General features: G+C 56.9%; 25 protein-coding genes and 1 pseudogene. 21 read left to right on the top strand and 5 right to left on the bottom strand.

Annotated elements, in window-relative coordinates; genetic code table 11:
* The first annotated feature begins 14 nt into the window (after nucleotides 1-14).
* From H9I52_RS20165 to H9I52_RS20175, 3 genes are all read left to right on the top strand, one after another.
* Entirely contained in the window at nucleotides 15-344 is a 330-nt protein-coding gene (locus H9I52_RS20165) for a DUF3861 domain-containing protein (protein WP_187455345.1), read from the top strand.
* A 54-nt stretch (nucleotides 345-398) separates the two neighbouring features.
* The gene (locus H9I52_RS20170) at nucleotides 399-2669 is read left to right on the top strand and encodes an NADP-dependent malic enzyme (RefSeq protein WP_187455346.1); all 2271 of its coding nucleotides are present in this window, start codon (nucleotides 399-401) and stop codon (nucleotides 2667-2669) included.
* Between the two features lie 177 nt (nucleotides 2670-2846).
* On the top strand, nucleotides 2847-3377 hold the full coding sequence (locus H9I52_RS20175; protein ID WP_187455347.1) for a TetR/AcrR family transcriptional regulator: 531 nt from the start codon (nucleotides 2847-2849) through the stop codon (nucleotides 3375-3377).
* Between the two features lie 117 nt (nucleotides 3378-3494).
* Here the strand turns inward: H9I52_RS20175 and H9I52_RS20180 are convergent, their stop codons facing one another.
* Nucleotides 3495-4082, bottom strand: a complete 588-nt coding sequence (locus H9I52_RS20180; protein ID WP_187455348.1) for a cupin domain-containing protein — start codon at nucleotides 4080-4082, stop codon at nucleotides 3495-3497.
* 272 nt (nucleotides 4083-4354) lie between these two features.
* Between H9I52_RS20180 and H9I52_RS20185 the strand changes: the two genes are divergently transcribed.
* From H9I52_RS20185 to H9I52_RS20245, 13 genes and pseudogenes are all read left to right on the top strand, one after another.
* Complete coding sequence (locus H9I52_RS20185) at nucleotides 4355-5080, top strand: M48 family metallopeptidase (RefSeq protein ID WP_187455349.1); 726 nt, start codon at nucleotides 4355-4357, stop codon at nucleotides 5078-5080.
* Nucleotides 5081-5154: 74 nt separating this feature from the next.
* Nucleotides 5155-6072, top strand: coding sequence for a DUF5996 family protein (locus H9I52_RS20190; RefSeq protein ID WP_187455350.1), 918 nt, complete (start codon nucleotides 5155-5157; stop codon nucleotides 6070-6072).
* Nucleotides 6073-6545: 473 nt separating this feature from the next.
* A complete protein-coding gene (locus H9I52_RS20195; protein WP_187455351.1) occupies nucleotides 6546-7079 on the top strand; it encodes a hypothetical protein in 534 nt (177 codons plus the stop codon).
* A gap of 407 nt (nucleotides 7080-7486) precedes the next feature.
* On the top strand, nucleotides 7487-8338 hold the full coding sequence (locus tag H9I52_RS20200) for an aldo/keto reductase (protein ID WP_187455352.1): 852 nt from the start codon (nucleotides 7487-7489) through the stop codon (nucleotides 8336-8338).
* A gap of 242 nt (nucleotides 8339-8580) precedes the next feature.
* Entirely contained in the window at nucleotides 8581-9477 is an 897-nt protein-coding gene (locus H9I52_RS20205; RefSeq protein WP_187455353.1) for a helix-turn-helix domain-containing protein, read from the top strand.
* 566 nt (nucleotides 9478-10043) lie between these two features.
* Nucleotides 10044-11024, top strand: a pseudogene (locus tag H9I52_RS20210) (aldo/keto reductase).
* A 27-nt stretch (nucleotides 11025-11051) separates the two neighbouring features.
* On the top strand, nucleotides 11052-12218 hold the full coding sequence (locus H9I52_RS20215) for an aldo/keto reductase (protein ID WP_187455354.1): 1167 nt from the start codon (nucleotides 11052-11054) through the stop codon (nucleotides 12216-12218).
* Between the two features lie 72 nt (nucleotides 12219-12290).
* Nucleotides 12291-13886, top strand: coding sequence for a carboxylesterase/lipase family protein (locus H9I52_RS20220; RefSeq protein WP_187455355.1), 1596 nt, complete (start codon nucleotides 12291-12293; stop codon nucleotides 13884-13886).
* Between the two features lie 61 nt (nucleotides 13887-13947).
* The gene (locus H9I52_RS20225; RefSeq protein ID WP_187455356.1) at nucleotides 13948-14400 is read left to right on the top strand and encodes a cupin domain-containing protein; all 453 of its coding nucleotides are present in this window, start codon (nucleotides 13948-13950) and stop codon (nucleotides 14398-14400) included.
* Nucleotides 14401-14469: 69 nt separating this feature from the next.
* Nucleotides 14470-14985 carry a nuclear transport factor 2 family protein gene (locus H9I52_RS20230; protein ID WP_187455357.1) on the top strand — a complete coding sequence of 172 codons (516 nt, stop codon included), beginning with the start codon at nucleotides 14470-14472 and terminating at the stop codon, nucleotides 14983-14985.
* A gap of 161 nt (nucleotides 14986-15146) precedes the next feature.
* Nucleotides 15147-15821, top strand: coding sequence for a flavodoxin (locus H9I52_RS20235; RefSeq protein ID WP_262386158.1), 675 nt, complete (start codon nucleotides 15147-15149; stop codon nucleotides 15819-15821).
* A gap of 468 nt (nucleotides 15822-16289) precedes the next feature.
* A complete protein-coding gene (locus H9I52_RS20240; protein WP_139517614.1) occupies nucleotides 16290-16625 on the top strand; it encodes a YbaB/EbfC family nucleoid-associated protein in 336 nt (111 codons plus the stop codon).
* Entirely contained in the window at nucleotides 16606-17718 is a 1113-nt protein-coding gene (locus H9I52_RS20245) for a glycosyltransferase family 2 protein (RefSeq protein WP_262386159.1), read from the top strand. Before H9I52_RS20240 ends, H9I52_RS20245 begins: the two co-directional genes overlap by 20 nt.
* Here H9I52_RS20245 and H9I52_RS20250 read toward each other — a convergent pair.
* Nucleotides 17653-17871 (bottom strand): PspC domain-containing protein, encoded by a 219-nt coding sequence (locus H9I52_RS20250; RefSeq protein WP_187455359.1) that lies wholly within the window; start codon nucleotides 17869-17871, stop codon nucleotides 17653-17655. The genes H9I52_RS20245 and H9I52_RS20250 overlap by 66 nt on opposite strands.
* 243 nt (nucleotides 17872-18114) lie before the next feature.
* Between H9I52_RS20250 and H9I52_RS20255 the strand changes: the two genes are divergently transcribed.
* The 3 genes from H9I52_RS20255 to H9I52_RS20265 all read left to right on the top strand — a co-directional run bounded on the left by H9I52_RS20255 (nucleotide 18115) and on the right by H9I52_RS20265 (nucleotide 21718).
* On the top strand, nucleotides 18115-19842 hold the full coding sequence (locus H9I52_RS20255) for a tetratricopeptide repeat protein (protein ID WP_187455360.1): 1728 nt from the start codon (nucleotides 18115-18117) through the stop codon (nucleotides 19840-19842).
* 144 nt (nucleotides 19843-19986) lie between these two features.
* On the top strand, nucleotides 19987-20970 hold the full coding sequence (locus H9I52_RS20260; protein WP_139517619.1) for a pyruvate dehydrogenase complex E1 component subunit beta: 984 nt from the start codon (nucleotides 19987-19989) through the stop codon (nucleotides 20968-20970).
* Between the two features lie 205 nt (nucleotides 20971-21175).
* A complete protein-coding gene (locus tag H9I52_RS20265; RefSeq protein ID WP_139517620.1) occupies nucleotides 21176-21718 on the top strand; it encodes a DinB family protein in 543 nt (180 codons plus the stop codon).
* A 109-nt stretch (nucleotides 21719-21827) separates the two neighbouring features.
* Here H9I52_RS20265 and H9I52_RS20270 read toward each other — a convergent pair whose 3' ends face one another.
* A complete protein-coding gene (locus H9I52_RS20270) occupies nucleotides 21828-22277 on the bottom strand; it encodes an acyl-CoA thioesterase (RefSeq protein ID WP_222940587.1) in 450 nt (149 codons plus the stop codon).
* Nucleotides 22278-22616: 339 nt separating this feature from the next.
* Here H9I52_RS20270 and H9I52_RS20275 point away from each other — a divergent pair, with 339 nt between their 5' ends.
* Nucleotides 22617-23825, top strand: a complete 1209-nt coding sequence (locus tag H9I52_RS20275; RefSeq protein WP_187455361.1) for an anhydro-N-acetylmuramic acid kinase — start codon at nucleotides 22617-22619, stop codon at nucleotides 23823-23825.
* 139 nt (nucleotides 23826-23964) lie between these two features.
* On the opposite strand, the gene H9I52_RS20280 is transcribed toward H9I52_RS20275, so the two are convergent.
* Nucleotides 23965-24519 carry a hypothetical protein gene (locus tag H9I52_RS20280; protein WP_187455362.1) on the bottom strand — a complete coding sequence of 185 codons (555 nt, stop codon included), beginning with the start codon at nucleotides 24517-24519 and terminating at the stop codon, nucleotides 23965-23967.
* A 279-nt stretch (nucleotides 24520-24798) separates the two neighbouring features.
* Nucleotides 24799-25479: a TetR/AcrR family transcriptional regulator gene (locus tag H9I52_RS20285; RefSeq protein ID WP_187455363.1), complete on the bottom strand. Its 681-nt coding sequence runs from the start codon at nucleotides 25477-25479 to the stop codon at nucleotides 24799-24801.
* Between the two features lie 142 nt (nucleotides 25480-25621).
* Between H9I52_RS20285 and H9I52_RS20290 the strand changes: the two genes are divergently transcribed.
* Nucleotides 25622-26503: an NAD(P)H-binding protein gene (locus tag H9I52_RS20290; protein WP_187455364.1), complete on the top strand. Its 882-nt coding sequence runs from the start codon at nucleotides 25622-25624 to the stop codon at nucleotides 26501-26503.
* Nucleotides 26504-26548 lie beyond the last annotated feature (45 nt).

Here is a 26548-nt window from a genome sequence, read left to right on the forward strand (position 1 = left end):
TCAACTCAACCAACATGGAAAAACGAGCGCATCGTTATCGCCTTCAATTAGAGCATGTAGCTGGCCCGCAAGCCGATACGCCGCTGCACGAACCTCTGACTCTCGAGTTTACCAATCACGACAATATATTCTCGATCATCGAGCGACAGCAGGGCAAGGGCCTCTTTAATGACAAAAACCAAGAAGCCGAGTTCGCGATTGGTTTGAAGATGTTCAGTGAAGTGATGCTCAAAAACCGCAAGCATCCGCTCTTCGAAGAGTTTGGCGAAGCGTTCGGCGCGTTTATGAAAAAGCTGAAAGCCACTCCGCAAGTCGGCACCTCTGGTCCGGAAAACATACTTTAGAAGCTGCGTCGGCTTACTGGCGCCCGCTACTCCGTTACCCGTAACTAGCCCCTCATGAACGAGAAAATCCGGCCCGAAGATGCCCTCCTCTACCACGCGCAAGGCCGCCCCGGCAAGCTCGAAGTCATCCCGACGAAAGCCTACAGCACCCAACGCGATCTGTCGCTGGCGTACTCGCCTGGCGTAGCGGAGCCGTGCCTGGCCATCGCCGACAACCCCGAAGACGTGTATAAATACACGGCCAAGGGCAACTTGGTCGCGGTCATCAGCAACGGCACGGCCGTGCTGGGGCTGGGCGACATCGGGCCAGCGGCCAGCAAGCCCGTCATGGAAGGCAAAGGCCTCTTGTTCAAGATTTACGCCGACATCGATGTATTTGATTTAGAGCTCAATACCAAAGACGTTGACGAATTCGTGCGCACGGTAAAGCTCTTGGAGCCCACCTTCGGCGGCATCAATCTGGAAGACATCAAGGCGCCGGAATGTTTCGAGATTGAGGAACGGCTCAAGCAAGAGCTGAACATCCCCATCATGCACGACGATCAGCACGGCACGGCCATTATTTCGGCCGCGGCGCTGCTCAATGCGCTGGAGCTAGTGGGCAAAAACATCGCTGAGGTTCACATTCTCATCAACGGCGCGGGCGCGTCGGCCATTTCCTGCACCAAGCTTTACCTAGCCCTGGGCGCGCGGGCCGAGAACGTGGTGATGTGCGACAGCCAAGGCGTAATCCGGTCCGACCGGCCGGATCTCGACGTGCGCAAGCGGCAGTTCGCTACCGCGCGTGACCTGCAAACGCTGGAAGAAGCGTTTGAGGGGGTCGATGTGTTCGTGGGCTTGTCGAAAGGCAACGTAGTAACACAGAGCATGGTACGCGCCATGGCCGACAACCCCATTGTCTTTGCCATGGCCAACCCGACGCCGGAGATCAGCTACGAGGAAGCCGTGGCAGCCCGCCCCGACCTCATCATGGCTACCGGCCGCTCCGACTATCCCAACCAAGTCAACAACGTGCTGGGCTTTCCCTACATCTTCCGCGGAGCCCTGGACGTGCGCGCCACCGAGATCAACGAAGCCATGAAGCTGGCGGCCGTGCGCGCCTTGGCGGAACTGGCCAAGAAATCGGTGCCCGACGCGGTAAACATGGCCTATGGAACTGATAATCTGTTGTTTGGCCGCGACTACATCATACCGAAGCCGGTTGACCCGCGCTTGCTGGGCACCGTGGCTCCGGCGGTTGCGAAGGCGGCTATGGAATCGGGCGTGGCCCAGGCTCCCATCACTGATTGGGATGCATACCAAGGCCAATTAGCCCGGCGCCTGGGGCAGGACACGCGCATTTCCCGCGTCATTCTGGGCAAAGCCAAAGCCAACCCCAAGCGCGTCGTCTTTGCGGATGCCGAAAATCTGAAGGTGCTCAAAGCGGCCCAACAGGTCAAGGATGCTGGCATTGCCCTGCCCATTTTGCTGGGCAACCCGGACGTGATTCAGCGCCTGATGGCGCAAAATCACCTGGAGTTGGGCAACACGCCCGTGCTGGACCCGCGCGCGCCGGAGCAGGCGGCGCTCGTGCAGCGGTTTGCCGACCTGTTTTACCAGCAACGGCACGGCAAAGGCGTCAGTGCGCCGGAAGCGCGGGAGCTGATGCAGGCGCGCACCTATTTCGGTGCCATGATGGTGGAAACCGGCGAGGCCGACGCCCTGATTTCGGGCCTCACGCGCAAGTACCCCGACACGATCCGGCCGGCTCTGCAAGTCATCGGCCGCGAGCCTGGGGTGAAGAAGGTGTCGGGCATGTACATCCTACTCACCAAGCGCGGACCGCTGTTTTTTTCGGATACGACCGTGAATTTCGATCCGACGGCCGAGGAGTTGGTGGAAATCACGGAAATGACGGCCCGCGCCGTGCAGCGCTTCAACATCAAGCCGCGGATTGCGCTGGTCACCTACTCCAACTTCGGCAGCGCCAAAGGAGCCGATGCCGAAAAGATGCAGCAGGCCGTGCAGCTCCTGCAACAGAAGCACCCCGATCTGTTGGTAGACGGCGAAATCCAGGCGCATTTGGCCTTCGACACTGACTTATTGCGGCAAAATCACCCGCTGAGCAAGCTCGTGGAAGAAGGCGCCAATACGCTCATTTTCCCCAATTTGTCGGCCGCTAACATCGCCTATAACCTCATGCGGTCTGCGGCCGGTTTTGAGGCCATCGGGCCCATTTTGCTGGGCTTGCGCAAGCCGGTGCACGTGCTTCAATTGGGCTCGTCGGAACGCGAAATCGTCAACATGGTCGCCATTGCCGTGGTCGAAGCGCAGGATCAGGCCTGAGGTCAGTTATTCAACCCTGGCTGGCTCAGGAATGCCTGAATCAGTTGTTGCCGGGGTAGATTTACGGGCGGCAGGGCGCGGTATGTACCAGTATTGTAGCTTTTCTGCCTTAGCAAGACGGCTTATCTTGCGCCCCCAGAACAGGCCTAGCAGGTCGTAGCGAAGAATTCAGGACCTATGAGCCGTAAACAACTGATTGCCCAAACTGCTTTGCGGCTGTTCGCTGACCGTGGCTACGAGCAAGTATCCACGCAACTTTTGGCCAAGGAAGCAGGCGTATCGGAAGCCCTGATATTCAAGCACTTCGGTACCAAGGAGCAGTTACTGGTTTCCATCATTACCACGGGCTACCAACGGGTGGTGGAGCAAGTTCGGGGCCGCCTGACGGAAGAAGATGCCCTGGCCTTCGTGCACAACATGATCGATTTGCCCTACGAGCTGGTGCAGAAGGAGCCCGCATTCTGGAAGCTACAGGCCCGCCTGACGGAAGTTGAATTTGCGCGCAAGCAGCACGCCCGGTTTTTGCAGCCCTTGCCCGCGTTACTCCAAAAAGCGTTCGAGCAACTAGGGTATGCGCAGCCCGAGCAGGAAGCCCACTTGCTACTGCTGCTCGTGGAAACCCTGTGGAAAGTACAGGCAGCCAACCCACAGGAGCAGATGCAGGACATGCTGGAGTTTATCAAAACCAAGTATGGCCGCCAAAACTAGATTTATACAAGTAACTGTATATCAATTGCTTGTATAACCAAAAGGTTTACTACGTGATCTTATCCTGGCAGTTTTGAGCATTCTGATGCTTAGCTGAAAGCATCCGGCCAGCTTATTTCATCTGTCAACCATGCGCTTGGGTTGCCGGAGGGGAGGACCGACGCGCTTAAAGCCGTGCGCCTCCCGGAAGGCATCCTGCTCGGCTTCGGACATGTTGCGCGTGACGCCCTGGCTGATTTTGCGGAAGAACTCCTCCATCTTGCCGGCGGGCTGGAAAATCATCAGCAACCGGCCTTCGCTGGCGCCTACTTTGGCGAAACTATGCGGCACCATGCGCGGCCCAAACACGCTGTCGCCGGCTTTGGCTTCGTAAATCGTATCGCCCACTTTGATGAGGAACTCGCCAGCCAGCACGTACCACCATTCGTCTTGGGTGAAATGGTAATGGTGCGCTGGCCCGCCCTCTTTCACGCGGCGCGACTCAAATACGTAGAGGTCGCCGTCTGTATCGGCGGTGGCTATTTTGGTCAGGAAAGTGTCGCCTTCGAACAGAGACATGGGCTGGTTAAACCGGTCTTCGGTGGCCTTCACAGCAAAACCTTTGCTTACCCGAGGGCGACGCATTGCCCGCGCCGCCAGCGTCATGGGGAATGCCAGCAGTGCCCCGGTAGCCAAGCAGGCCTGCAAAAAATGGTTTCGATTCATAGCAGTAGCGGGTTAGCGATGAGCCGGATTTGGGCATCGGATAGTGATAATTCTGGCTGGGGCAGCAAACGCAGAGCAGGTTAGCAGAACATAGTAAATATACTATCCTGCAAATTCAAATTCATTATCGACCTCTTATAATCAACTTACAGTCAAAGCGTTACCCCTACAATCTTATTACAGACGCTGGGCCACTTACAAGGGCGGCGCTCGGCTTGCTGGTAGGCGGCGTGTTACCTTCGCGGGCCTAATCATCGTAGTTTGCCGTTTTCATGCCCCTCGTCCAGCTCGCCGAAGTAGAAGTCGATCTCATTCGCAAGCCCGTTCGGCGCCTGCGCCTGACCGTGTATGCTCCTGACGGACGGGTGCGCGTCACGGCCCCCTTGCGCATGCCGGTAGCGCTTATCGCCGAATTTGTGACCGCCCGGCAAACCTGGATTCGGAAGCATCAGGCCCGATTTGCCGCCCTCGAACGGCCGACGCCCCTCGCCTACGCATCGGGCGAAACGCATTTCTACCAAGGCCGCGGTTACCAGCTACAGGTCCACGAAGGTGCCGGACGGCCGCGGGTCGCGTTGCGCGAGGCAGAGGGGTTGCTGGACCTGTACGTGGCTACCGGCAGCACCCCTACCCAACGGGCGCAGGTGCTCACAGCTTGGTACCGGGCGCAGTTGAAAGCGCAGTTGCCCGCCCTAGTGGCCCAGTGGGAGCCTGTGGTAGGCGTGCAGGCCCGGGCGTGGGCCGTGAAGCAGATGAAAACGCGTTGGGGCACGTGCAACATTCAGGCAAAGCGCATTTGGCTGAACCTGGAGCTGATCAAACGGCCGCTGGCCTGCCTGGAGTACGTGGTCGTGCACGAGCTGGTGCACCTGCACGAGCGACTCCACAACGCCCGCTTCTGGGGCCTGATGGATCAGTTTATGCCCACCTGGCGGCAGCACAAGGCCGAGCTGAACCGGGTGCTGCTGGGCTCGGCGGCGGGTGCCGATGCCGACTGACGAGCGATTCGATTACTCGGCTCAGGGACAGGCTTGGTTTCCGGTTGTCCTTTTTTCCCGGTATCTTCTCTGCCATGAGTGTTTCTTCCGCTACTTCCCCTTGGCCTGCGCTGCCGGCAGATGCCTGGACGGCCACACGCGAGACGCTGCACCGGTGGACCCAAATCGTGGGCAAAACCCGCCTGGCCCTGAGCCCCATGCTCAACCACTGGTGGCAGGTACCGCTCTACGTGACGCCCCGCGGCCTGTCCACTGGTCCCATGCCCTACGCAGCGGGCTCCTGCGAGGTAGTGTTCGACTTCCGTCAGCATACGTTGCGGGTGCACACCTGCGCCGGGCGCAGCCTAGAAATGGAGCTTTACCCCCGCTCGGTAGCCGATTTCTACCGCCACTACCGCGCCCTGCTACGCGAGGCTGGCATTGCCGTCAGGCTCTGGCCCGTGCCCGTGGAGGTCGAAGACGTAACGCCCTTCGCCGAAGACCAGCATCATAATGCTTATGACGCGGCTGCTGTGGGCCGCTTCTGGGACGTGATGCTCTCCGTAGATCGGCTGCTGCACGAGTTTCGGGCGCGCTTCACGGGCAAGTGCAGCCCGGTACACTTTTTCTGGGGCAGCTTCGATATGGCCGTGACCCGCTTTTCGGGTCGGCCGGCGCCCCCGCACCCCGGCGGTCTGCCTCACCTAGCCGATTGGGTCACGCGCGAGTCGTACTCCGCCGAACAAATTGCGGCCGGCTGGTGGCCGGGCGGCAACGGGCAAGAGGCCGCCTTCTACAGCTATGCCTACCCCGGCCTTCCCGAACTAGCCACCGCCAAGATTCAGCCCGCCGAGGCGTTTTACAGCTCGGAAATGGGCGAGTTCTTTCTGCCTTACGAAGCAGCCCGCATGGCAACCGACCCGCAGCAGGCCGTGCTCGATTTCTTACAAAGTACTTACGCGGCCGCCGCTGACCTTGCTCACTGGGACCGGGCCGCATTGGAACGCCCCTGAACCGCCCACGCAGGCACCTCGACTCTGAGCCATTGCCACGGAATAACTACTTAAATGGCAAGCTTATAGCACCCCAACATCCCAGCTCCAGACTCGGAGAATACCAGCCAAGCCCTGCTGGTATTTTGGCAGCTTAGGTTTCTTCGGGGAACCAAGTAGGCTTAAAGCTATTCGCTGTAATCTTTTGCCTGGTAGCCGGCGATGGGCTTGCTGTGTGCTGTCTGTTTGAATCTTACACTCATTGGTTTGATTCTTATTATTTACCTAAGCCGGACCAGCGGAATTTTGCCCTACCAAGCCAAGCTTGCTGCGCGTCTTGTTTCTTCTAGCAGTCCGGCGTTACAGACAGGCGCAGCTACGGAGAACGGCTTTGGGTAGTACCCGCAGCAGAGGCTACCGGCTTGCTACCATGCTAGCACGCTAGCGGATGGCCTTGAGCGACGCTGCCCAACCTGAATGCCAGTTGCCTACTTATGAAAGGGTTTAAAGTTTACCCAATAGACACCGTCACCGGCCCGGTGCCAGCACATAGCCGCCGCGACTTCCATACGATCTACCTGCTAACCGGCCCGCGTCAGCTACAGTGCGCTGATCAGGTAATCGAACGAAACGGCACGTGCTTGTTCTTCGGTACTCCGTACAGCATAACAGCGACGCCCCAGATAGGCTATGGCTGCCTGTTTTCCGAAGCGTTTGTGCAGGAGAGCGGTCGTACCAGAATCCAGGAAGAATGGGCGTTGTTCCATAATCACCCAACGCGGGCCTTCTCACTCCGCGACGAGCAGGCGGTGTATCTTACCAGCCTGTTCCAGAAGATGCTGGTTGAGCAACATACGGCGTACCGCTTCAAACACGAGCTCCTCCGTAGCTACCTCCAGCTTGTTTTTCACGAGGCCGTGCGCCTGCGTACTCCCGTGCCCAAGCGCTGCTTTCGGTATTACTTCCGGCAACCCGGGCCGGCTGGCGAACTGGAAATCGGCCGGGGAAGGCAACGGCGCAGTGTGTGAAAGCTACTTCGTGCGCACGCTTCATTCTTGTGTAGCCTGGGAGTGCTTTATCACGTTGCCCCACAACCAGTTGCCGGGACACCCAATGCCAGGCAAAGCACAAACACTTCACTATCAAGCATTTATAAAACAGCAATATCACAGCTCAAATAAGACGGGGATGTCTCGACCATTGGCTTACCTCGATCTCATCACGCACGCCGGCGGCCAAATTTAGCCCACACCCTGTTTGAAATTTATACTAATCAGTTTGATTCTCTTTTTTTGGCCTGTCCAAACCGCCAGACCTTTGTCATGCACATTTGAAGCGGCTGGGCCGTTGCGCCCACCTGATACGTACCCGGATGGGCATGCCTCCCCAGCCACTGCCGGATACAGCTTTTGAACCATCTTTTTAAAGAAAACCAATGCAAACCGTTGAGTTGAACAACGGGGTAAAAATGCCCCTGCTGGGTTTTGGCGTCTTCCAAGTGCCCGACCCCACCGAATGCGAAAACAGCGTACTGGAAGCCATTAAAGCCGGCTACCGGCTGCTTGATACGGCCGCGTCGTATATGAACGAGGAAGCCGTGGGCAAGGCCATCCAGCGCAGCGGCGTGGCGCGCGAGGAGTTGTTCATCACCACCAAGCTCTGGGTGCAGGACGCCAGCTATGAAGGGGCCAAGGCCGCCTTTGAAACCTCGCTGCAAAAGCTCGGGCTCGACTACCTGGACCTCTACCTGCTGCACCAGCCTTACGGCGACGTGTACGGGGCGTGGCGGGCCATGGAGGAGCTCTACCAGCAAGGCCGTATCAAGGCCATTGGCGTCAGCAACTTTCCGCCCGATCGCCTCATGGACTTCCTCGTGCACCAGGCCGTGAAGCCGGCCGTCAACCAGGTGGAAACCCATCCCTTCCACCAGCAGGTGGCCGCGCAGCAGTTCATGGTCGACAACGGCGTGCAGATAGAGTCTTGGGGCCCGTTTGCGGAGGGTAAGAACGACCTGTTCCATAACGAGCTGCTGCAAGGCCTTGCCCGCAAGCACCAGAAAACGGTGGCGCAGGTGGTGCTGCGCTGGCTCACGCAGCGCGGCGTGGTAGCCATTCCCAAGTCGGTGCGCCCCGAGCGCATGGCCGAGAACTTCAATGTGTTCGACTTCGAACTGAGCCCGGAAGATATGCAGGCCATTGCCACGCTCGATACGAAGGCCAGCCTCTTCTTCGACCACCGCGACCCGGCCATGGTAAAGTGGATTAGCGAGCGAAAAATTCACGAGTAGTCCCGGCAGACCAAGTCTAATGCGGCAGCGATTCCACTTGACAACTATTACTACTCCTCCTGTTACCTAAGTTTTGCCCAGTGCAGTACATCGCTTTAATTGATTTAGGAGCAAGCGTTGAAGGGGCGTGAAAATTGGCAGCAAGCCGCCCATGAGCAGTAGCCCCGCTGAAGAGTTGTTTTTCATATCTTAAACCACCCAGCGAATTACCTGTACAATGCTGTCATTTTCGTACTAGCGCCATGGACCACCAAGTAGCTCCTACAACCAAAGCGGTCAGTTCCCACCAAGAGGTTACGGCCCAAGAGTTGAAACTGCAAGGCTTCAAGGCCTATGAGGTTGATACCGCCGTCAACCCCAGTCTCTCGTACCGCCGCCGGGACTTCTACAAGGTGGGCTTGGTGACCAGCCACTGTACCGTGCACTACGCCGACCGCAGCCTTGAGCTGAACGGCACGTGCCTGATGTTTGCCAACCCGCACATTCCGTATTCCGTCGAGCTCCATGAACCTTGGCTGAAAGGCTATTCCTGCCTCTTCACCGAGGCCTTTATGAAGGAAAACGACCGGTCGGAAAGCCTGCAGCAGTCGCCGCTGTTCAAGGTTGGCGGCACCCCCATCTTCCACCTCAGCGACGAGCAGGCGGCCTATACGAAGGGTATCTTCCAGAAAATACTGGCTGAGCAAGGCACGGAGTATCTCTACAAGGGCGACTTGATTCGCACCTACCTCCAACTGCTCATCCACGAGGCGCTGCGCATGCAGCCTACCGAGAGCTTTGTGCAGCACAAAAATGCGTCGGCGCGTATAACGGCCCTGTTTCTGGAGTTGCTGGAACGGTTATTTCCGGTGGAAAGCCCTGCTCAGGCGGTACCGCTGAAAACCGCGCAGGATTTCGCCCAGCAACTGGGCGTGCACGTCAACCACCTGAACCGAGCTGTGAAGGAGGCCACCGGCAAGCCCACCACCGCGCACATTGCCGAGCGCGTTATTGGCGAAGCCAAAGCCCTGCTGCACCACACCTCTTGGAGTACGGCTGAAATTGCCTATAGCCTGGGTTTCGAATATCCCACCTATTTCAACAACTTCTTCAAGAAGCACACCGGTACTACCCCGCAAGTGTTCCGCAAGACCACGTGAGACAGAGGCGGGTAGCTGACCATGGTCTCAGTAGCTACTATCGTGAGTATACTGGCCGCAAGTGCACTACCACCGCCACCCTCATCAAGGTTACAGTGTATAGTTTTTAAACTAATTAAAAAGGGGCTTCGCTAGGTAGTCTGATCCATTTCCCAATGCAAATGCGCCCTAGCCGACGGCTCTCGGCGCACGTTGAGGAAGCAGGTCGGTGGTATTTGGGCGTGGCGCTGGCTCCGCCGCTTGTGATGAGAACTGCGCCGCCGGCCGCAGACGGTTCTACCGGGCGGGCATTAGTTCGGTTTGATCCGCTTGGTCCGCTTCTGTTTGATATTCATACTCTTTGGTTTGAATCTTATTTAACTGCCGTCTCGGGCATTCGGATCTTTGTCCTGCTCACAGCCACTTGCTTTAAAGGCCACAGACAAACAATAGCCTGATATACAAGCAATTAACCCTTATCCTGTTTGGATACGGGCTACATCCGGTGCTTCAAGGAGTTGCGCTAAGCTCCTGTCGCTAGCGCGGGAGAGCGGTGGAGTGTTTTACATTTTAGATCAGCATACCCGATGGAAAAGCGAAAACTCTGCCCCAGCGGCCTAGAAGTATCGGCCCTGGGCTTGGGCTGCATGGGCCTGACCTTCGGCTACGGCTCAGTGACGGCCTCCGACAAGGCCATCCAGTTGATCCGAACGGCTGTTGACCGTGGGGTAACTTTTTATGATACGGCCGAAGCCTACGGGGAACTCAACGAAACGCTGGTAGGCCAGGCCCTGGCGCCGGTGCGCGACCAAGTGGTTATTGCCACCAAGTTCGGCTTCAAAGAGGGCAAGCCCCCGTTAGGGCTGGATAGCCGCCCGGAGCGCATCCGGGAAGTTGTCGAGCAATCCCTGCGGCGCATGAAGACCGACTACATCGATCTGTTGTACTAGCACCGCGTCGACCCCAACGTGCCGATGGAAGACGTGGCGGGGGCCGTAAAAGACCTCATTCAGGAGGGCAAGGTGAAGTACTTCGGCTTGTCGGAAGCAGGCACTGAGAGCATCCGCCGCGCCCACGCCGTGCAGCCCGTGTCGGCCCTACAAAGCGAATACTCCCTGTGGTGGCGCGAGCCCGAACAGAGCGTGCTGCCCACGCTCGAAGAGTTGGGCATCGGCTTCGTACCATTTAGTCCATTGGGCAAGGGTTTTCTGACGGGCAAGATCGACCAGAACACCCAGTTCGACAAGTCCGACTTCCGCAATACCGTACCGCGCTTCCCGGAAGAGAACCGCAAAGCCAACCAAGACTTCGTAGCCTTCATCGGCCGTATCGCAGCAGAGAAAGGCGCTACCCCGGCCCAGGTCGCGTTAGCTTGGCTACTGGCTCAGAAGCCCTGGATTGCCCCGATTCCTGGCACCACCAAGCTGCACCGGCTGGAAGAAAACCTTGGCGGCGCAGCATTGAAGCTAACTATCAACGAGTTACAGCGAATCGAAGAGGAAGGCGCCAAGATCTACATCCAAGGCGCCCGCTACTCGGAGCAGCAGCAGAAAATGATCAACCGGTAAGGGTCGGTTCAGCCTAGCTCACAAAACATGGACAACTCAACCGAACAACGGGCGGCGGGCCTCAACCGCCGCGACCTGCTAAAAGCAGGTTTGATCTTGGCGGGTGGCGTCCTGCTACCCGTCGCTTGCACCGTGGCTACTCCGCCTTCTTTTGCTTCATCCGCTTCCACAAAAAACCGTGTGAGTGGGCGCCGCAAGCTGGGTACCCTGGAAGTGTCGAGCGTCGGCCTGGGCGTCCAGAATATGAGTCGGACCTACCAGACGACGGTTCCTTCCCGGACCGAAATGCACCACATCATCCAGACTGCCTACGACCACGGCGTCACCTTATTCGATGCCGCGGAGGCGTACGGCCCGTTTGAGGTGGAGCGGATTCTGGGCGAAGCAGCGGCACCCTTCCGCAACAAAATCGTCATTGAAACGAAGTTTGGCTGGAACATCGACCAGAAAACCGGACAGCGGCTACCGGGCCTGAACAGCCGACCCGACCATATTAAGGTCGTGGTCGAAGGCATGCTGCAACGCTTGCGCACCGACCGCATCGATCTGTTGTACCAGCATCGGGTCGACCCCAATGTGCCCATTGAAGACGTGGTCGGCGCCATCCAAGACCTAATCAAGCAGGGTAAAGTCTTGCATTACGGCCTGTCCGAGCCCGGCCTGCAAACCGTCCGGCGCGCACACGCTATCCATCCGGTGACGGCCATTCAGAACGAATACTCGCTGCTCTGGCGAGGGCCGGAAGCGGAGGTGCTGCCCCTCTGCCAGGAGCTCGGCATCGGGTTCGTGGCGTGGAGTCCGCTGGGCGTGGGATTTCTTACCGGGGCCCTCGACGCCGAAACCCGGTTTGCGCCCGGCGACATTCGCGGCATGGAGTCGCGGTTCGCGCCGGAGAACCTGCCGAACAACTTGGCCCTGGTGAAGCTACTCCAACGCTGGGGAAATCAGAAAGCAGCCACGCCCGGCCAACTGTCCTTGGCTTGGCTGCTGGCCCAGAAACCGTGGATTGTGCCCATCCCTGGCACTACCCAGATGGCGCATATGCTGGAAAACAACGGGGCGGAGGCGGTCCGGTTTACGGCCGATGAACTCCAGCAATTCAGCGCAGAACTGGCCCAGATTCAGGTCCGAGGCGAACGGCTGCCGCCGATGGTGCTCCAATTTTCCGGAGTGGAAGCAGCAGCCAAACAGTAGTCCTGCTTTTGTCGGCACCGCCCGCCTTTCCATCGGTGGCACCGAGCCAGCAACCCTATAAACGAGCACACTGTGAAAAGACTACTTCTGGGATTCGCCTTCCTGCTTACTCACGCCTTGCCGGCACAACAACCCCTGCCTACGGTTCGCACCGCCGCCGGCGTCGTGCGCGGGATAACCGAAGGCGATGTGTCCGTCTTTAAGGGAATACCTTACGCAGCGGCCCCGGTTGGTGCCAATCGGTGGAGCCCTCCCCGCCCCTTCCCTGCCTGGCAGGGCGTGCGGGAAGCCAACAAGTTCTGTGCGGATTGTCCGCAGGCTGGCTGGCCGCGCGGCGCCGGCATGTCGAAAAATTCTTCCGAAGATTGCTTGTTTCTCAACGTGTGGAAACCAGCTTCGGCCACGAAGACATCCAAATTGCCCGTAATGGTTTGGATTCACGGCGGGGGCTTTGTGTTCGGCAGCGGGGCCGGCCCTGATTTTTCAGGCGCCGCTTTTACCAAGCAGGACGTGCTGCTGGTGTCCTTAAACTACCGGTTGGGGCGCCTCGGTTTTTTTGCGTTTCCCGCCCTTAGTCGCGAAAACTCCAATGCCTATACAGGCAACTACGCCTACATGGATCAGATCGCGGCCTTGCAGTGGATTCAACAGAATATCGGGGAGTTCGGGGGCGACCCCAGCAACGTCACCCTCTTTGGCGAGTCGGCGGGAGGGGTTTCCGTGCAGTCTCTCCTGACCATCCCCGCGGCGAAAGGGCTGTTTCATAAAGCGATCATCGAGTCTGGGGGCGGCCGGGATGGCGTGCTCACCGGGCGCCCTCTCAACCAGGAAAACGCGGATGTGCACTATCCTGTTTCGGCGGAAAGCATCGGCGCAAACTTCGCCAAGCGCTATGCTATCGCGGGGGCAGACGCCGCGGCGCTGACCAAACTGCGGGCGCTCAGCGCGGCCGAGGTGGTGGATGACGGGCAGGAAACAGCAGGCCCGGGTGGTCCGCCCACCTATTCCGGGCCGATTCTTGATGGCAAGCTCGTAGTAGAAACGGCCGAAAGCGCCTACAAGGCCGGTCGGCAGGCCGGCGTTCCGATCCTGATCGGGTCGAATAGTGCGGAAGTGCCGGCAGGCTTTGTCAACGCCGCTTCCAAGGAGCAACTGCTGGCGCTATTCGGAAACCTGAAGGCCGAAGCGGCGGCAGTTTACGACCCGGAGGGGAATGCTGAGTTGGCCCAGATGCTCACGCAGGTCAACACGGACAAGGTGTGGGCCGAGCCGGCCCGGTTTACGGCGAAAGCCGTTGCTGCCAAGGGCAATCCGGCGTACCTCTATCTGTTCTCCTACGTCTCGCCCGCGCTGCAACCGATGATGCGCTTTGGCGCGGCCCATGCCTCCGAGATTCCATATGTATTTGACAATCTGATAATTACAAACAGCGCATCTGTGGCACCCAAAGACCAAGCCGTAGCCAAGCTGATGAACACTTACTGGGTAAACTTTGCCAAAACCGGGAACCCGAACGGAAAGGGCCTGCCGAAATGGCCCGCGTACGATCCCCAAAAGAACGAGCTTCTCGAGTTTCGCTCCGATGGGTCGGCCGTGGGCGAACCCGATCCCAAGAAAGCCAGGTTGGATGTCATTGAAAAGGCCGTCACGTCGGGAACCCTACGCTAACGCAGGCCGAAGCTTCTGTCACCTGACATAGAAAGAACCCTAATTCTTTGAAAATAACATCATGAAAGTAGCAGTATCGACCTTGTTGTTTGTGCTCGCGCTGTCGATGCCGGCAGCAGCGCAACGAACGTCCATTTTTCCCAAAGGGGAAATCGCTACCGTCGATAATCACACGGGAACGGTGTGGCTCAAAGAATTAAGTGAGCCCGATAGTGTCTTCAACTACAGCATTGCCACGGCCACCTTTGCCCCCGGGGCCAAACTGGATTGGCACATTCACCCAGCCGGACAAATCCTGCTGATTACCGAAGGCATCGGGTACTACCAAGAGCGGGGCAAGCCCCGCCAAACGGTTCAGCAAGGGCAGGTCATCAAATGCCAGCCCGGCGTAGAACATTGGCATGGAGCCGCACCCAAGAGCAGCTTTGCGTACCTGGCCACGACCCCTACGCAAAAAGGGAAAACCATCTGGTTGAAAAGGGTAACGGATGCCGAATACCGCAGCAGCAAATAAAGGAGGTGTTACGATAGATGCCTGGTAGGCCAGCCTCATTTTTCCACTGGTAAGTAAATACATAACCCAATGAACATTGTAAAAACGCTTTTTCTAGCCTTGGTTCTGCTTTTCACGGGCCTGCAGCTCTCTTTTGCGCAGGCCAAATTGCCAAGCCCTGCCCCCACCACCTTCACCAAAGAGGAACAGGAACTCCTGGCGCTCTCCAAAACCAAATGGACCTGGATGGCCGACAAAAACGTAGCGGCGTTAAATGGGCTGTTTAAAGAAAACTGCGTTTTTGTGCACATGGGCGGCAGCTGGGGGAAAAATCAGGAATTGAATGTTATCAAAGGCGGCATGATTTGGTATAAGAAAGCCGAAGTCTACGCCGCTTCCGTCAACATCTTTGGCAACACCGCCATCCTGCTCAATGACATTGACTTGGTGGCCATGGTCGGGGGCAACGAAGCCATCAATCCCTTTATGGTGACGGAGGTCTACCTCAAAGAGGACGGCAAATGGAAGATGGGCTCGCTCACGTTCTCGCATCTGGCCCGGCCGCTTAAATTGACGAACAACTCCAATCAGCCGCCGCAACACTAACCCCAATCTATCTAGCCGAACCGGCGTAACCTTCCAAACGTGCGCGCGTGATTGGCAGCCGGCAGTTTGGTTAAGCTAACGAGGTAGACCAGCGTACTGCTGGCTTACCGCTCTCATACTTGCTACCATTTATAATCCTTCTAAACCTAAACCGCCAGCCGATGGAAATGCAGGTTAACCGTCAACTGCAACGTAACGCGCGGCTCTTGGCTGTCATGGCATGCTGGTTTGTGGCGTTCTTTCTGTTGATTTCAGCGTGTTCTTTCGCTCAAACAGAGGACGGGAAAGCCAATGCAAAATCTGCCTTGAATCCCGACAAAATATTGATTGTGTATTTGTCACGCACCAACAACACCAAGGCCGTGGCGAGCTTCATTCGCCAAATGGTCGGCGGAACCTTGGTGGCGCTGGAACCGGAAAAGTCCTACCCTGAAAACTACCAAGCCACGGTGCAACAGGTAGCCCATGAAAACGAGACCGGCTATCTGCCGCCCCTGCGCACCAAAATTGCCAATCTGGGGCAGTACGACGTGGTCTTTGTGGGCTTTCCAACCTGGGGCATGCAGTTGCCGCCGCCGGTAAAAAGCTTTCTGAAGCAGTATGACCTGCGCGGCAAAACCCTTGTACCGTTCAATACCAATGCGGGTTATGGGGTAGGCAGCAGTTTCGAGACGGTCCGGGCGCTGGCTCCCCAAAGCACCGTCCTAGAAGGCTTCTCAAGCCGAGGCGGCGTGGAAAGGGACGGCGTGTATTTCGTGATGGAGGGAAATAAAGAAAAGCAGGTGCGGAACGAAATAAGAGAATGGTTGAAAAAAATCAACCTGCTACACAAGTAGCAAAACGCCAAAATCGATACCTAACTTTTATCCTAATCGAGTAGAAAAGCTGAGTCATAACCCAAATGGCAACTAGGTAACGCATTGCTGCTGAGTGCACTTTTATCTCTAACCTACCACGGCCCTAAGCTTCTTACGAAGTTTAGGGCCGTGGTTTTATAAGCCACTGTTTTCGATAAACGACTAGGCTCCTTAGTTCTTCTTGGTTCTTTCGTCGAAAACAGCAGCCTGCCACGCAGACTCCAATGGCTTGTACAAACAGGCTGCCTCGGTGAGCATGTTTCACGTAAATTGCAGCTTCGGTGGATTCCCTGCTGGTTTGACGCAGCAGGAAACCGATTTTGGCCATTTCAACGAGAGTTGAGAGTCGGCAGGTTGCTGATGTTCACAACATGATGCAACTCAAACTCAGCATCAATTCACTTTTCAAAACCGCTTCCAGACGCTGGAAACACAGATTTTACGCTTATGTTTGATATGATGGGCATGATGGGCAAGGTCAAAGAGCTTCAGGACAAAATGAAGCAGGCCCAGAATGAATTACAGTTTCTGACTGCCACCGCCGAGTCGGGCGGCGGGCTGGTAAAGGCCACGGCCAACGGCCAACGCCACCTGCTGAAACTGGAAATCGACGAATCGCTCCTCACCCCCCAAGACCGCGACATGCTCGCCGACCTCGTGGTAGCGGCCGTGAACAAGGCCCTGGATGACGTGTCGGAAAAAGCGAAGGAAGAACTCAAAAACAAGACCTCCGGGCTGCTGCCCAATATTCCGGGTCTCGATCTTGGCAACTTTGGGCTCTAGTGCGGAGACGGCGGTGGCTTCGTGCGCCGATGTGGCCGTGGTGATTCTGAATTGGAATGGGCAGGAACTGCTGCGGCAGTTCCTGCCTTCTGTTTTGGCCAATTCCGACGGCGCCCGCATTGTAGTGGCCGACAACGCCTCCACTGATGCTTCCGTAGCCGTGCTACAAAAAGAATTTCCGTCTGTTCATATCATTCAGAATAGCAGCAACTTAGGGTTTTGCGAAGGCTACAACCAGGCTCTGCAGCAGGTAGCCGAGCCGTATTACGTGCTGCTCAACTCCGATGTAGCCGTCACGCCGGGGTGGTTGCGGCCGCTGCGCTCGTTGCTGGAAGAGCGGCCGACCGTGGCCGCTTGCCAGCCCAAAATCCGAGCGTTTCACGACCCCGAGCGCTTCGAATACGCCGGTGCCGGCGGCGGTTACCTCGACCGCCTGGGCTATCCGTTTTGCCGCGGCCGTCTCTTTGATGCACTGGAAATCGACCGTGGCCAGTATGACGATGCGCGGCCGGTGGCATGGGCCACGGGTGCGTGCATGATGGTGCGGGCCTCGGCATGGCACGCCCAAGGCGGCCTCGAAAAGGCGTTTTTTGCTCACATGGAGGAAATCGACCTGTGCTGGCGACTGCAAAACGCCGGCCTGGAAGTGTGGTATCATGGCGGCAGCACGGTGTACCACGTTGGGGGTGGCACACTGCACAAGTCCAACCCGCGCAAAACCTACCTTAACTACCGCAACGGCTTGGCGCTGGTGTATAAGAATACGGCTGAAGCTGAGCTACTTGGCACCATGATCAGCCGAGTGATATTGGATTGGGTGGCCGCGTTGCGCTCTTTGCTGCAAGGCGCAGCCGCGGAGGCAGGCGCTATTCTGCGTGCGCACCGCGATTTTTATAACCAGTTGACTTACTGGAAGTTACAGCGCAAAGCTTCCCTTCACAAACTACGCACGGCTGAGCGGCAGGGCGTATTCAACGGCAGCTTGGTGTGGGCGTATTTTGCCCAGGGCAAACGGACGTTTGGCGAGTTACAGATCCCAGACAGTGCTGCGCTGGCGGCGCATGGCGCGGCGCACGTTCATCCAGAACGCTAGGGCAAAGTACAGGACAATGGGCGAACCGAAAGTGAAAAACGAGGCGTACACAAAAGACAGCCGTACGCTGCTGGACGAGAAGCCAAGACGGTCCCCCAAGGTGCTGCAGACTCCGAAGCTCTGCTTCTCGATGAAGTTCGTGATTTTTTTCATAGCTCCTTCGCAATACAGCCGGACGTGCCGACTATTACACTTCAAAATAACAATAAACCGAGCGGTCGTCAAGCACCTGCTTGCGAAAGCAACACAATTTCTAACCCCAAAAGGTAGTTTTTGCGTTTGTTGACCAGCCTTTCTGACCCGCGTTCCTACCGTATGAGAATTTTCCTTCGCCTGTTGCCCTCTGCCTTGGTGCTTGTTGCTGCGTCCGCGTTACCGAGTTGTACGATATCCAAGATGTTGAAGGTTGCACAGACCGGTCAGGAAGTTACGGTAAATCCTTCGGTACTAGAGAGTAATGGCGAGAATGTCTTGTTCAGCGTCACGGCTCGCTCTCCTGCTAAGCATTTGCGCAAGGGAAAAGTTTACGAGCTCAACCTAAGTTACCGCTACAATAACGGCCTAAACCAAGATACGGTGGGCCGCCTGCCTTTTCTGCTGGGCGAATACACCTACGACGAGCAGAAAAAAGACCAACTTGTTATTACGAAGCAGTTTTCGTTTCCGTACACGCCCGCCAAAAGTCCGGGTGAACTGGTGGCGGTGCCCGTGGTGCGCGAGATACAGTCAGGCGGCAAACGCCTGAAAGGCAAAGAGATGCGGCTGGCCCGCGGCATCGTCACGACGGGCCGCTTGGTAGTACGGCAGGACACTACCATTGAGCTGCTGCCCGAAACCGCCGACAACAACATGAGCGGCACCCGCGTGCTGCCGTTTTACTTCGACGCCGGCCAATCCAGCATTCGCAACTACTTGGGTACCAACGTGACTGCCCTGGAAGATTTTATTGAAGCCAACCAGCACACGGAGAAGGTCATGATTGTGGCCGGCCACTCGCCCGACTCCCTCGACCGCCACGATCCGCGCTTGGCCGACAAGCGCGTGCAGGCCCTTACCAAATACTACAAGCACCGCGTAGATACCGATTCGTACCTGAATTCGGTGCGCAACATTCAGTTTGAAAGCCAAGCCTATCACCGCCGTTGGGATCTGTTTCTCAACAAAGTGCAGACCTCGGCCTTGAAACCCGAGCAGATCGATTCGGTTGTGCTGCTGATCAACGACACGCCGGGCAGCTACGAGCAAAAGGAAAAAAGCTTGCACAAGCTTTCTTTCTTCGACTACCTGGAGGAATACATCTACCCGGTCATGCGTTTTGGCACCGTCGCGGTAAAGTACACTGCGCCAAAGCGTTACGATTCGGAGATTTATCTGCTTTCCAAAAAGATCGTGGAGAAGCAGACCGAAGGCGACGCACTTACGCCGGAGGAACTGCGGTATTCGGCCACGCTTACGCCGCTGCTGGCCGAAAAACAGCGCATCTACGAAACCTCTGTGGCCATGACCGGCAGTTGGCAGGCGTACCATAACTTGGGTGTGGTGCTGCTTCAGCGCTCGGAGAAGGAAGTGAGCGACAAGGTGCGACGCGCTTACCTGCGCCGCGCGGCCACCAACTTCACGCTGGCCGCCCACCGCAACCCCACCGCCGAGATGTTTTACCACGTAGCCGCGGCTTATCACCGGGCCAACGACCGCCTGGAAGCGCTCCAGAACTACGATTACGCCATCAAGCTGGGCGGCACGCATCCCATTCTGGATAAGGTATTTGCCGACAAAGCCGCCCTTGAAATTGAAATCGGCCAGCTCGACGATGCTTTGGGCAGCATGAGCTACAGCAGCAAAACCTACCAGAACACGATGAATCGCGGCCTGATCTATTTGCTGAAGGATAACTACCCTGGCGCGGCCAAGTTTTACCAGGAAGCTTTGGTACTGAAACCCAACGATCCGATGGCTTATTACTGCCTGGCCGTAATTGCCGCCCGCACCAAGAACGAAGCCGAAATGGGCCAGCAGCTGCGCCGCGCCGTGCAAGTTGACCGGGCGTTTGCTCAGCGCGCCGTGGAAGATCTGGAATTTCGGGATTTCGCCAGCTCTAAAACGTTTTTGGAGGCAGTACGCTGAATAAAAACGAAACTCCCTGCCTCACTTGCGGCGGGGAGTTTCGTTATAGTATTCATTTGCCCGTACGGGCTGCACATCGTAGCTTTACGGGCCGGAAAATTTCCGGCTTTTTCTTTCTGACTTTTCGACTTTCTGCTATCAACTATGCGGACCATCCAATTCCGGGAAGCCCTGCGTGAAGCTATGACCGAAGAAATGCGCCGCGATCCGCGCGTGTTTCTGATGGGCGAAGAAGTGGCTGAATACAACGGCGCTTACAAAGTGAGCCAAGGCATGCTCGACGAGTTCGGCGCTGAGCGAGTGATTGATACCCCGATCGCCGAGCTGGGTTTTGCCGGCATCGGCGTAGGCGCAGCCGTCAACGGGCTGATTCCGATCATCGAATTCATGACCTTCAACTTCTCGCTCGTGGCCATCGACCAGGTGATCAACGCGGCGGCGAAGTTTTATTCGATGTCGGGCGGTCAGTATTCGTGTCCCATCGTGTTCCGCGGACCAACTGGCAACGCCGGCATGCTCTCGTCGCAGCACTCTCAGAACTTCGAGAACTGGTTTGCCAACACGCCCGGTCTGAAAGTAGTCGTTCCTTCCAATCCCTACGACGCGAAAGGCTTGCTCAAGAGCGCCATCCGCGACCCCGATCCAGTGATTTTTATGGAATCGGAGCTGATGTACGGCGACAAGGGCGAGGTGCCGGAAGAAGAATACCTGCTGCCCATTGGCAAAGCCAACGTGGTGCGTCAGGGCAAGAGCGTAACCCTGGTGAGCTTCGGCAAAATGATGAAAATCGTGCTGACCGCCGCCGACGAGCTCGCCAAGGAAGGCATTGAAGCTGAGGTAATTGACCTGCGCTCGGTGCGCCCCATCGACTATGATACGCTTATCGAGTCGGTGAAGAAAACCAACCGCATGGTGATCGTGGAAGAAGCTTGGCCACTGGCCAGCATCAGCTCGGAGCTGACCTACATGGTGCAGCGTCGTGCCTTCGATTACCTCGATGCCCCTGTCGTGCGCATTACCTGCGGCGACGTGCCGCTGCCCTACGCTCCTACCCTCATCGAGGCGTCGCTACCAAACGTGGCCCGCACGGTGAAGGCCGTGAAAGAGGTAATGTATCAAAAAGCATAGCTCTATAAGCATTTGACAATCAAATACTTATAGCAATAATAAAAAAGCCCCGTTGCAAGCAACGGGGCTTTTTTATTGAGTTCAGCCGACAAACTTAAGGCCTTAGCGAAAGCCGCCAAACCCTGCTGGGCACTTTTATACGTCCTTTGGATTATTCGTATCTTTTGGGAAGCCTCTCTTCCACCCCACCCAGCCTTCCCACCCCATGAATCACCGTTTGCACATCCGTTTTGAACAACTCGAACACGCCACAGATCGGCTCTTGCAAGCGGCGGCGGCGTTGGGCGACAAATCACACCTGAGCCCCGCGCCGGGGCATTGGTCAGCCGATCAGGTTATTCAGCATCTGGTAGTGGCCGAAACAGGAATTGCTCAGTACATCGATAAAAAGCTGCTGCAAGCCGAGAGTTTGCAGAAATCGGGGTTTGGGTCGTTTTGGCGCTCCGCGCTGCTGCGTGTGCTGCTCAGGGTTCCCTTTGCTAAGTTCAAAACGCCCGCCAAGCTTGCCGCGCTCACTCCCGCGGAGGTGCCATCTCTGCCGCAGCTGCAGTCGCAGTGGCAAAGCGTGCGGCGGCGGCTTGAGCAGATGCTCAACGAGTTTCCCTCGAAGCTACTCGACCGCGCCATTTTCCGGCATCCGCGTTCGGGCATGCTCAACATCTACCAAACGCTGGATTTTATGCTTGACCATGTGCTGCACCACCAACGCCAGATGGAGCGCATCACGCAGCAGATAAATACCAAGTAATTATCTGATTACCAAGTTTTTGCACCGGAAATCATACCTGTCATGCTGAGCACAGCCGGAGGGCTGAAGGGTAGTTCTTGGCGGAAGCAATTGATGGCGACCAGCGCTGCTACTCGCTTGGCTTCCTCACAATATCGGCGTAGCTCTCGTGGCGGGGCGCTACACGCATCAGTTCAGCCAAGTCGGCGGGAGGCACGGTTAGTTTGCGTCGCTTCAGGTCCAGCCACGCCCCATCGACGGTTACAGAAGCGGCCACCTGTCCGTTGCTTTTGCGGATGATGTGCACAATGCGCCAGCGCGAAGCATCTTCGTTGAGGCCCGCCAGCTCGGACGTTACATGAATCGTTTCGCTCAGGTGAATTTCCTTCATAAAGCGCGTATCCTCCCGAAACAGAATCGGGCCGATGGCTAGCTCCGCGAATTTCTGCATCGAAAACCCATTCTGGGCCAAAAAGTCAAGCCGCGTTTGGGCCGCATAATCGTTGTAGGCGCTGTGCCGCATGTGCACGTTCGGGTCCATATCGGCCCAGATCACGGTAAAGGTCCTTTCGAAAGACATTTGGGAATACGTCGAAGCTTAACAAATAGAGGAAGCGCCACAATTGATAGCTTTTGCCTTGTACGGCTCGTCCACAAAAAAGCCCTTTCGCGACCGGCAAAAGGGCAAGCATTTTCAAGGCTCAACTGCAAATCATTGACTTACAGAACTATACAATTGACAATAAGTAATATAGTTTTAAACTAACTAGAACTAATTTATTACTACAATCGAACTCCTACATACTGCCTCATTGCCCATATCGGCGCTGAGTAGCTGCATATCCGCTTCGGCTGGTTAATTACAAAAAATCCGGGAGTGTCGCCATATTTACCGCACCTCTCGTGTAAGCCGCTTCCCATGAACCCTAATTTACAGCACCTTTTTGCCGTCGCTCAGCAACCTGAACGGCGCATCATCGGCCTTATGTCGGGCACCTCACTCGATGGGCTGGACGTGGCGCTGTGCCGGTTTTCGGGGCATGGCATGGCCACAAAAGTGCAGGTAGAGCGCTTTGCTACAGTCCCTTACGCGGCGGAGGTGAAAGAGCAAGTGCGAGAAGTATTTGCCAAATCCCACATCGACTTTGAGTTGCTTTGCGTGCTTAACCCGTGGGTGGCGCTGTTGCAGGCCGATATGGTGCTGGCTTGCCTGCGCGAGTGGAACATCGCGCCCACTGAAGTGGATTGCATCGCCAGCCACGGCCAGACCGTGTTTCACGCCCCGCGCAGTCAGCAGGTACGGGCGGGTTTCCCCAATGCGACCCTGCAAATTGGCGACGGTGACCACATGGCCGTACGCACCGGCATCCTGACGCTCAGCGATTTTCGGCAAAAACACGTCGCTGCCGGCGGCGAGGGCGCGCCGCTGGCCGTGTACGGCGATTATCTACTGTTTTCCAAAGCCGGCCAGGATCGCATCCTGCTCAACATGGGCGGCATTGCCAACTTTACTTTTCTGCCGGGCTCGCTGGCGCTGGACGCTATTTTTTCCACGGACGTAGGCCCCGGTAATACGCTGCTTGATGCCTTTACCCAGCGCCACTTTCCGGGCAAAAGCTACGACGAAAACGGTGCCCTGGCGTCGCAAGGCCAAGCAAGTGAGCCGCTGCTCCAGGCATTGCTGGCGCATCCGTTCTTCGCCGCTGAGTTTCCCAAAACCACTGGTCCCGAGCTTTTTAGCCCGGCGTACGTGGAACAGGCGCAGCAACGCAGCAACACCACCGCCTTGCCTCCCACCGATTTGCTGGCGACGCTTACGCAGTTCACGGCCGCCGGAATTGTGCAGGCCGTTCATCGCTGCTTCGCTGCCGGTACAGCGCCTGGTGTGGCTATTTATGCCAGCGGCGGCGGTATGCACAATGCGTTGCTAATGAGCATTTTGCAAAAACAGCTACCGATGTGCACCTTTCATACCACCGCAGACCTCGGCATCCACCCCGACGCAAAGGAAGCCGTGCTGTTTGCTACGCTCGCCAATGAAAGTATTGCTGGCGATCCCGCTGCCTTCGGTCAGGGACGGGCGGGCATTCCGGCCGTGTCGATGGGGAAAATTTCTTTCGCACATTGAGACTAGCCCGCGTTACAAAATCTTTTTGGGAGGTAATAGTACTGTCGCCTTTGGAACAGCAATGGAAAATGATGCTGTTTCGTATTCGAGCAGACCTTGGTAAACATAACGTTTACTTCTCGGACAGCCTCTTTCCTCGCTACAGGTGTTTGTCGAAGCGGCCTTCCGTAACAATCAACGAGTCGCAGCCGGGCTGGTAGAGCGTGAAGTGAAACGTGCCGGCGATGATGCCGGCGGGCTTGTTCAAGTACGTGATGACCAACTCGCCGGTGCGGTAATGCGCATCGCCGGCGTAAAAGTCACAGGGCGCCCCATTTGCACTAAAGGTGCCTTCCTGATACCGACGGTTTAGCGGGTAGCGGCCCGGTCCTTGAACGCCGTCTACCCCAATCACCAGGTCCTGCCGCGTACTCTGATCGCTTTTTTTCGTGTACCGAAAGGCCCGAATGACCAAGGCACCCTGGTAGGAAGGCTCATACACGACGGTAAACGGCGCTCCCCGATTGCCATCTGACCCGTTGGGGATAAAGGCTTTCCCGTTGACCAGGCAGCCGAAGGTGTTGGCCCCGGTTTGCGTGGCCGGCGGCAGCTGGTACACAGGCATGGGGTCTTGCGGCTGGTGGCACTGCGTGCCGAGCAGCAGGGGGCTGGTGGCCAAACTCGTTCGCAGGAGAACGGGCAGAAAGGACTTCATGAGCGGGACGAACAACGGGGCCAATACACCGCGCGAGTGGACAAAAATCAGAACCAACGGGAAGCCGGAAGATAGGCGAGATCCGGAAAAAGTCGCTTAACGTAAGATAAGTTATAAGCGCACTCTAGCAAATTCACAATTCAAGCGCCTAACCGAGCTACATATCTATTTTGCCACAGAGTGTGACGAAAGCGAGAAACGCTCGGGTCAAAGTAAAGAGCTTACCAGCGACTAGTCCCCTCCGCAGAGAGCAATTATCCGCCAGCACGTAGCCAAACGTTAGGCAGTGAGTGGCACGAGGCTCCCGACCACCTGCCGGATTGCGTTGAGGTCCACGGCGGGGCTCGCGCCTAGTTCTTCGGACCACGTCGCCGCTGGTTCATCCGCGCCGAAGAGGGCCCGGGTAAAGCGCGGGTACAGCAATTGCGCTAACAGACCCTGCGCTAACGTCTGGCTCTCTGCGTCCGCTACACCCAACCGTTCGTGGAGGAAAAGTGCTACCCGCGCTTGCACGTTCTCAAACATGGCTTCGTGCAGGCGCACGGCTCCCTGTGGAAACCGCTCGGCTTCGGTGATGGCCAGCCGGAAGAGGCGTATTGGCTTGCTCGACAGCACAGTTTCGAGAAAGCGTGCACAAAACAGCACCAAGGCCTGCCCGGGGTCGTGGGCGTAGTCGGCCGGTCCTTTCAAGTGATCGAGCTGCAAGTCCAGCACCAGGTCGAAAACGGCCAGAAACAGGTCTTCCTTGCGGACGAAGTGCGCATACAGCGTGCGTTTGGTTGTGCCGGCGTGCGCGGCAATGCGGTCCATCGACGCCCGCTCGAAGCCGGTTTCCAAAAACACCGCCTTGGCAGCGTGTAGCATATGCGTCCGCAGCTCGGACCCGCGTTTGGCCATCTCTTTTGTATCTACGAAGGTCTGGCGATACGCCAAACCCACTGCAAAAATCGAATTTCCCATCCGGATACGCACTATCTCTTCTCTGCACGCTGTTTTCTAGCTGGGCTCTTATACTATTCCGTATGTTTTTATCAGTGTCACATTAAATATACTATACCGTATAGTATATTTATCAACCATTATCATCTTCTATCTTTTCGCCATGAAAATCATCGTAACAGGTTCGCTAGGGCACATCAGCGAGCCGCTCACCAAGGAGTTAGTTGCCAAAGGCCACGCCGTGACGGTCATTAGCAGCAAAGCCGAAAGGCAAGCCGCCATCGAAGCTCTGGGCGCGACTGCCGCCATCGGCTCCCTAGAAGACGCTTCGTTTCTGGCTGCCACCTTTGCCGGCGCCGAAGCTGTGTATGCAATGGTGCCGCCCAATATGGCCGCTCCCGATGTATTGGCCTATTATCGGAACGTGGGCCACAGCTACGCTCAGGCCCTTGAACAGGCGGGTGTGCAACGGGTGGTGCACCTGAGCAGCTGGGGCGCCGATTTGGACCGAGGCACAGGCTTCATTCTCGGTTCGCATGAAGTTGAGGGCCTCTTGGATAAGCTACCCAACGTCGCGCTGACGCACCTGCGCGCTGGTTCCTTCTATTACAACCTGTTCGGCTTTGTGGGCATGATAAAAGGAATGGGCCTGATTGGCTCCAACTACGGCGGCGACGATAAAATTGTATGGGCCCACCCCCAAGACATTGCGGCAGCCGCAGCCGAAGAACTGACCAGAGCCGCGACAACCGGCACAACGGTTCGTTACGTAGCCAGCGACGAGCGTACGGCCACCGAAACCGCGCAGGCCCTGGGCGCTGCCATTGGCAAGCCGGATCTGCAATGGCTGACTTTCTCCGACGAACAAACCCAACAGGGCCTAGAACAAGCGGGCATTCCGGCCCACATCGCCGCCAACTACGTGGAATTGGGAGCCAGCATTCACAACGGCACGCTGCGGCAGGACTACGACCGGCACCAGCCCCACGTGATGGGCACCGTAAAAGTGGAGGACTTCGCGCGGGAATTTGCAGCTGCGTTTTAGCCCCGGCCCGTTGGAGAATGGACTTCCGTTAGGTTTGCGACATCG

The sequence above is a fragment of the Hymenobacter sp. BT491 genome, assembly GCF_014349165.1.
GTDB lineage: Bacteria > Bacteroidota > Bacteroidia > Cytophagales > Hymenobacteraceae > Hymenobacter > Hymenobacter jejuensis.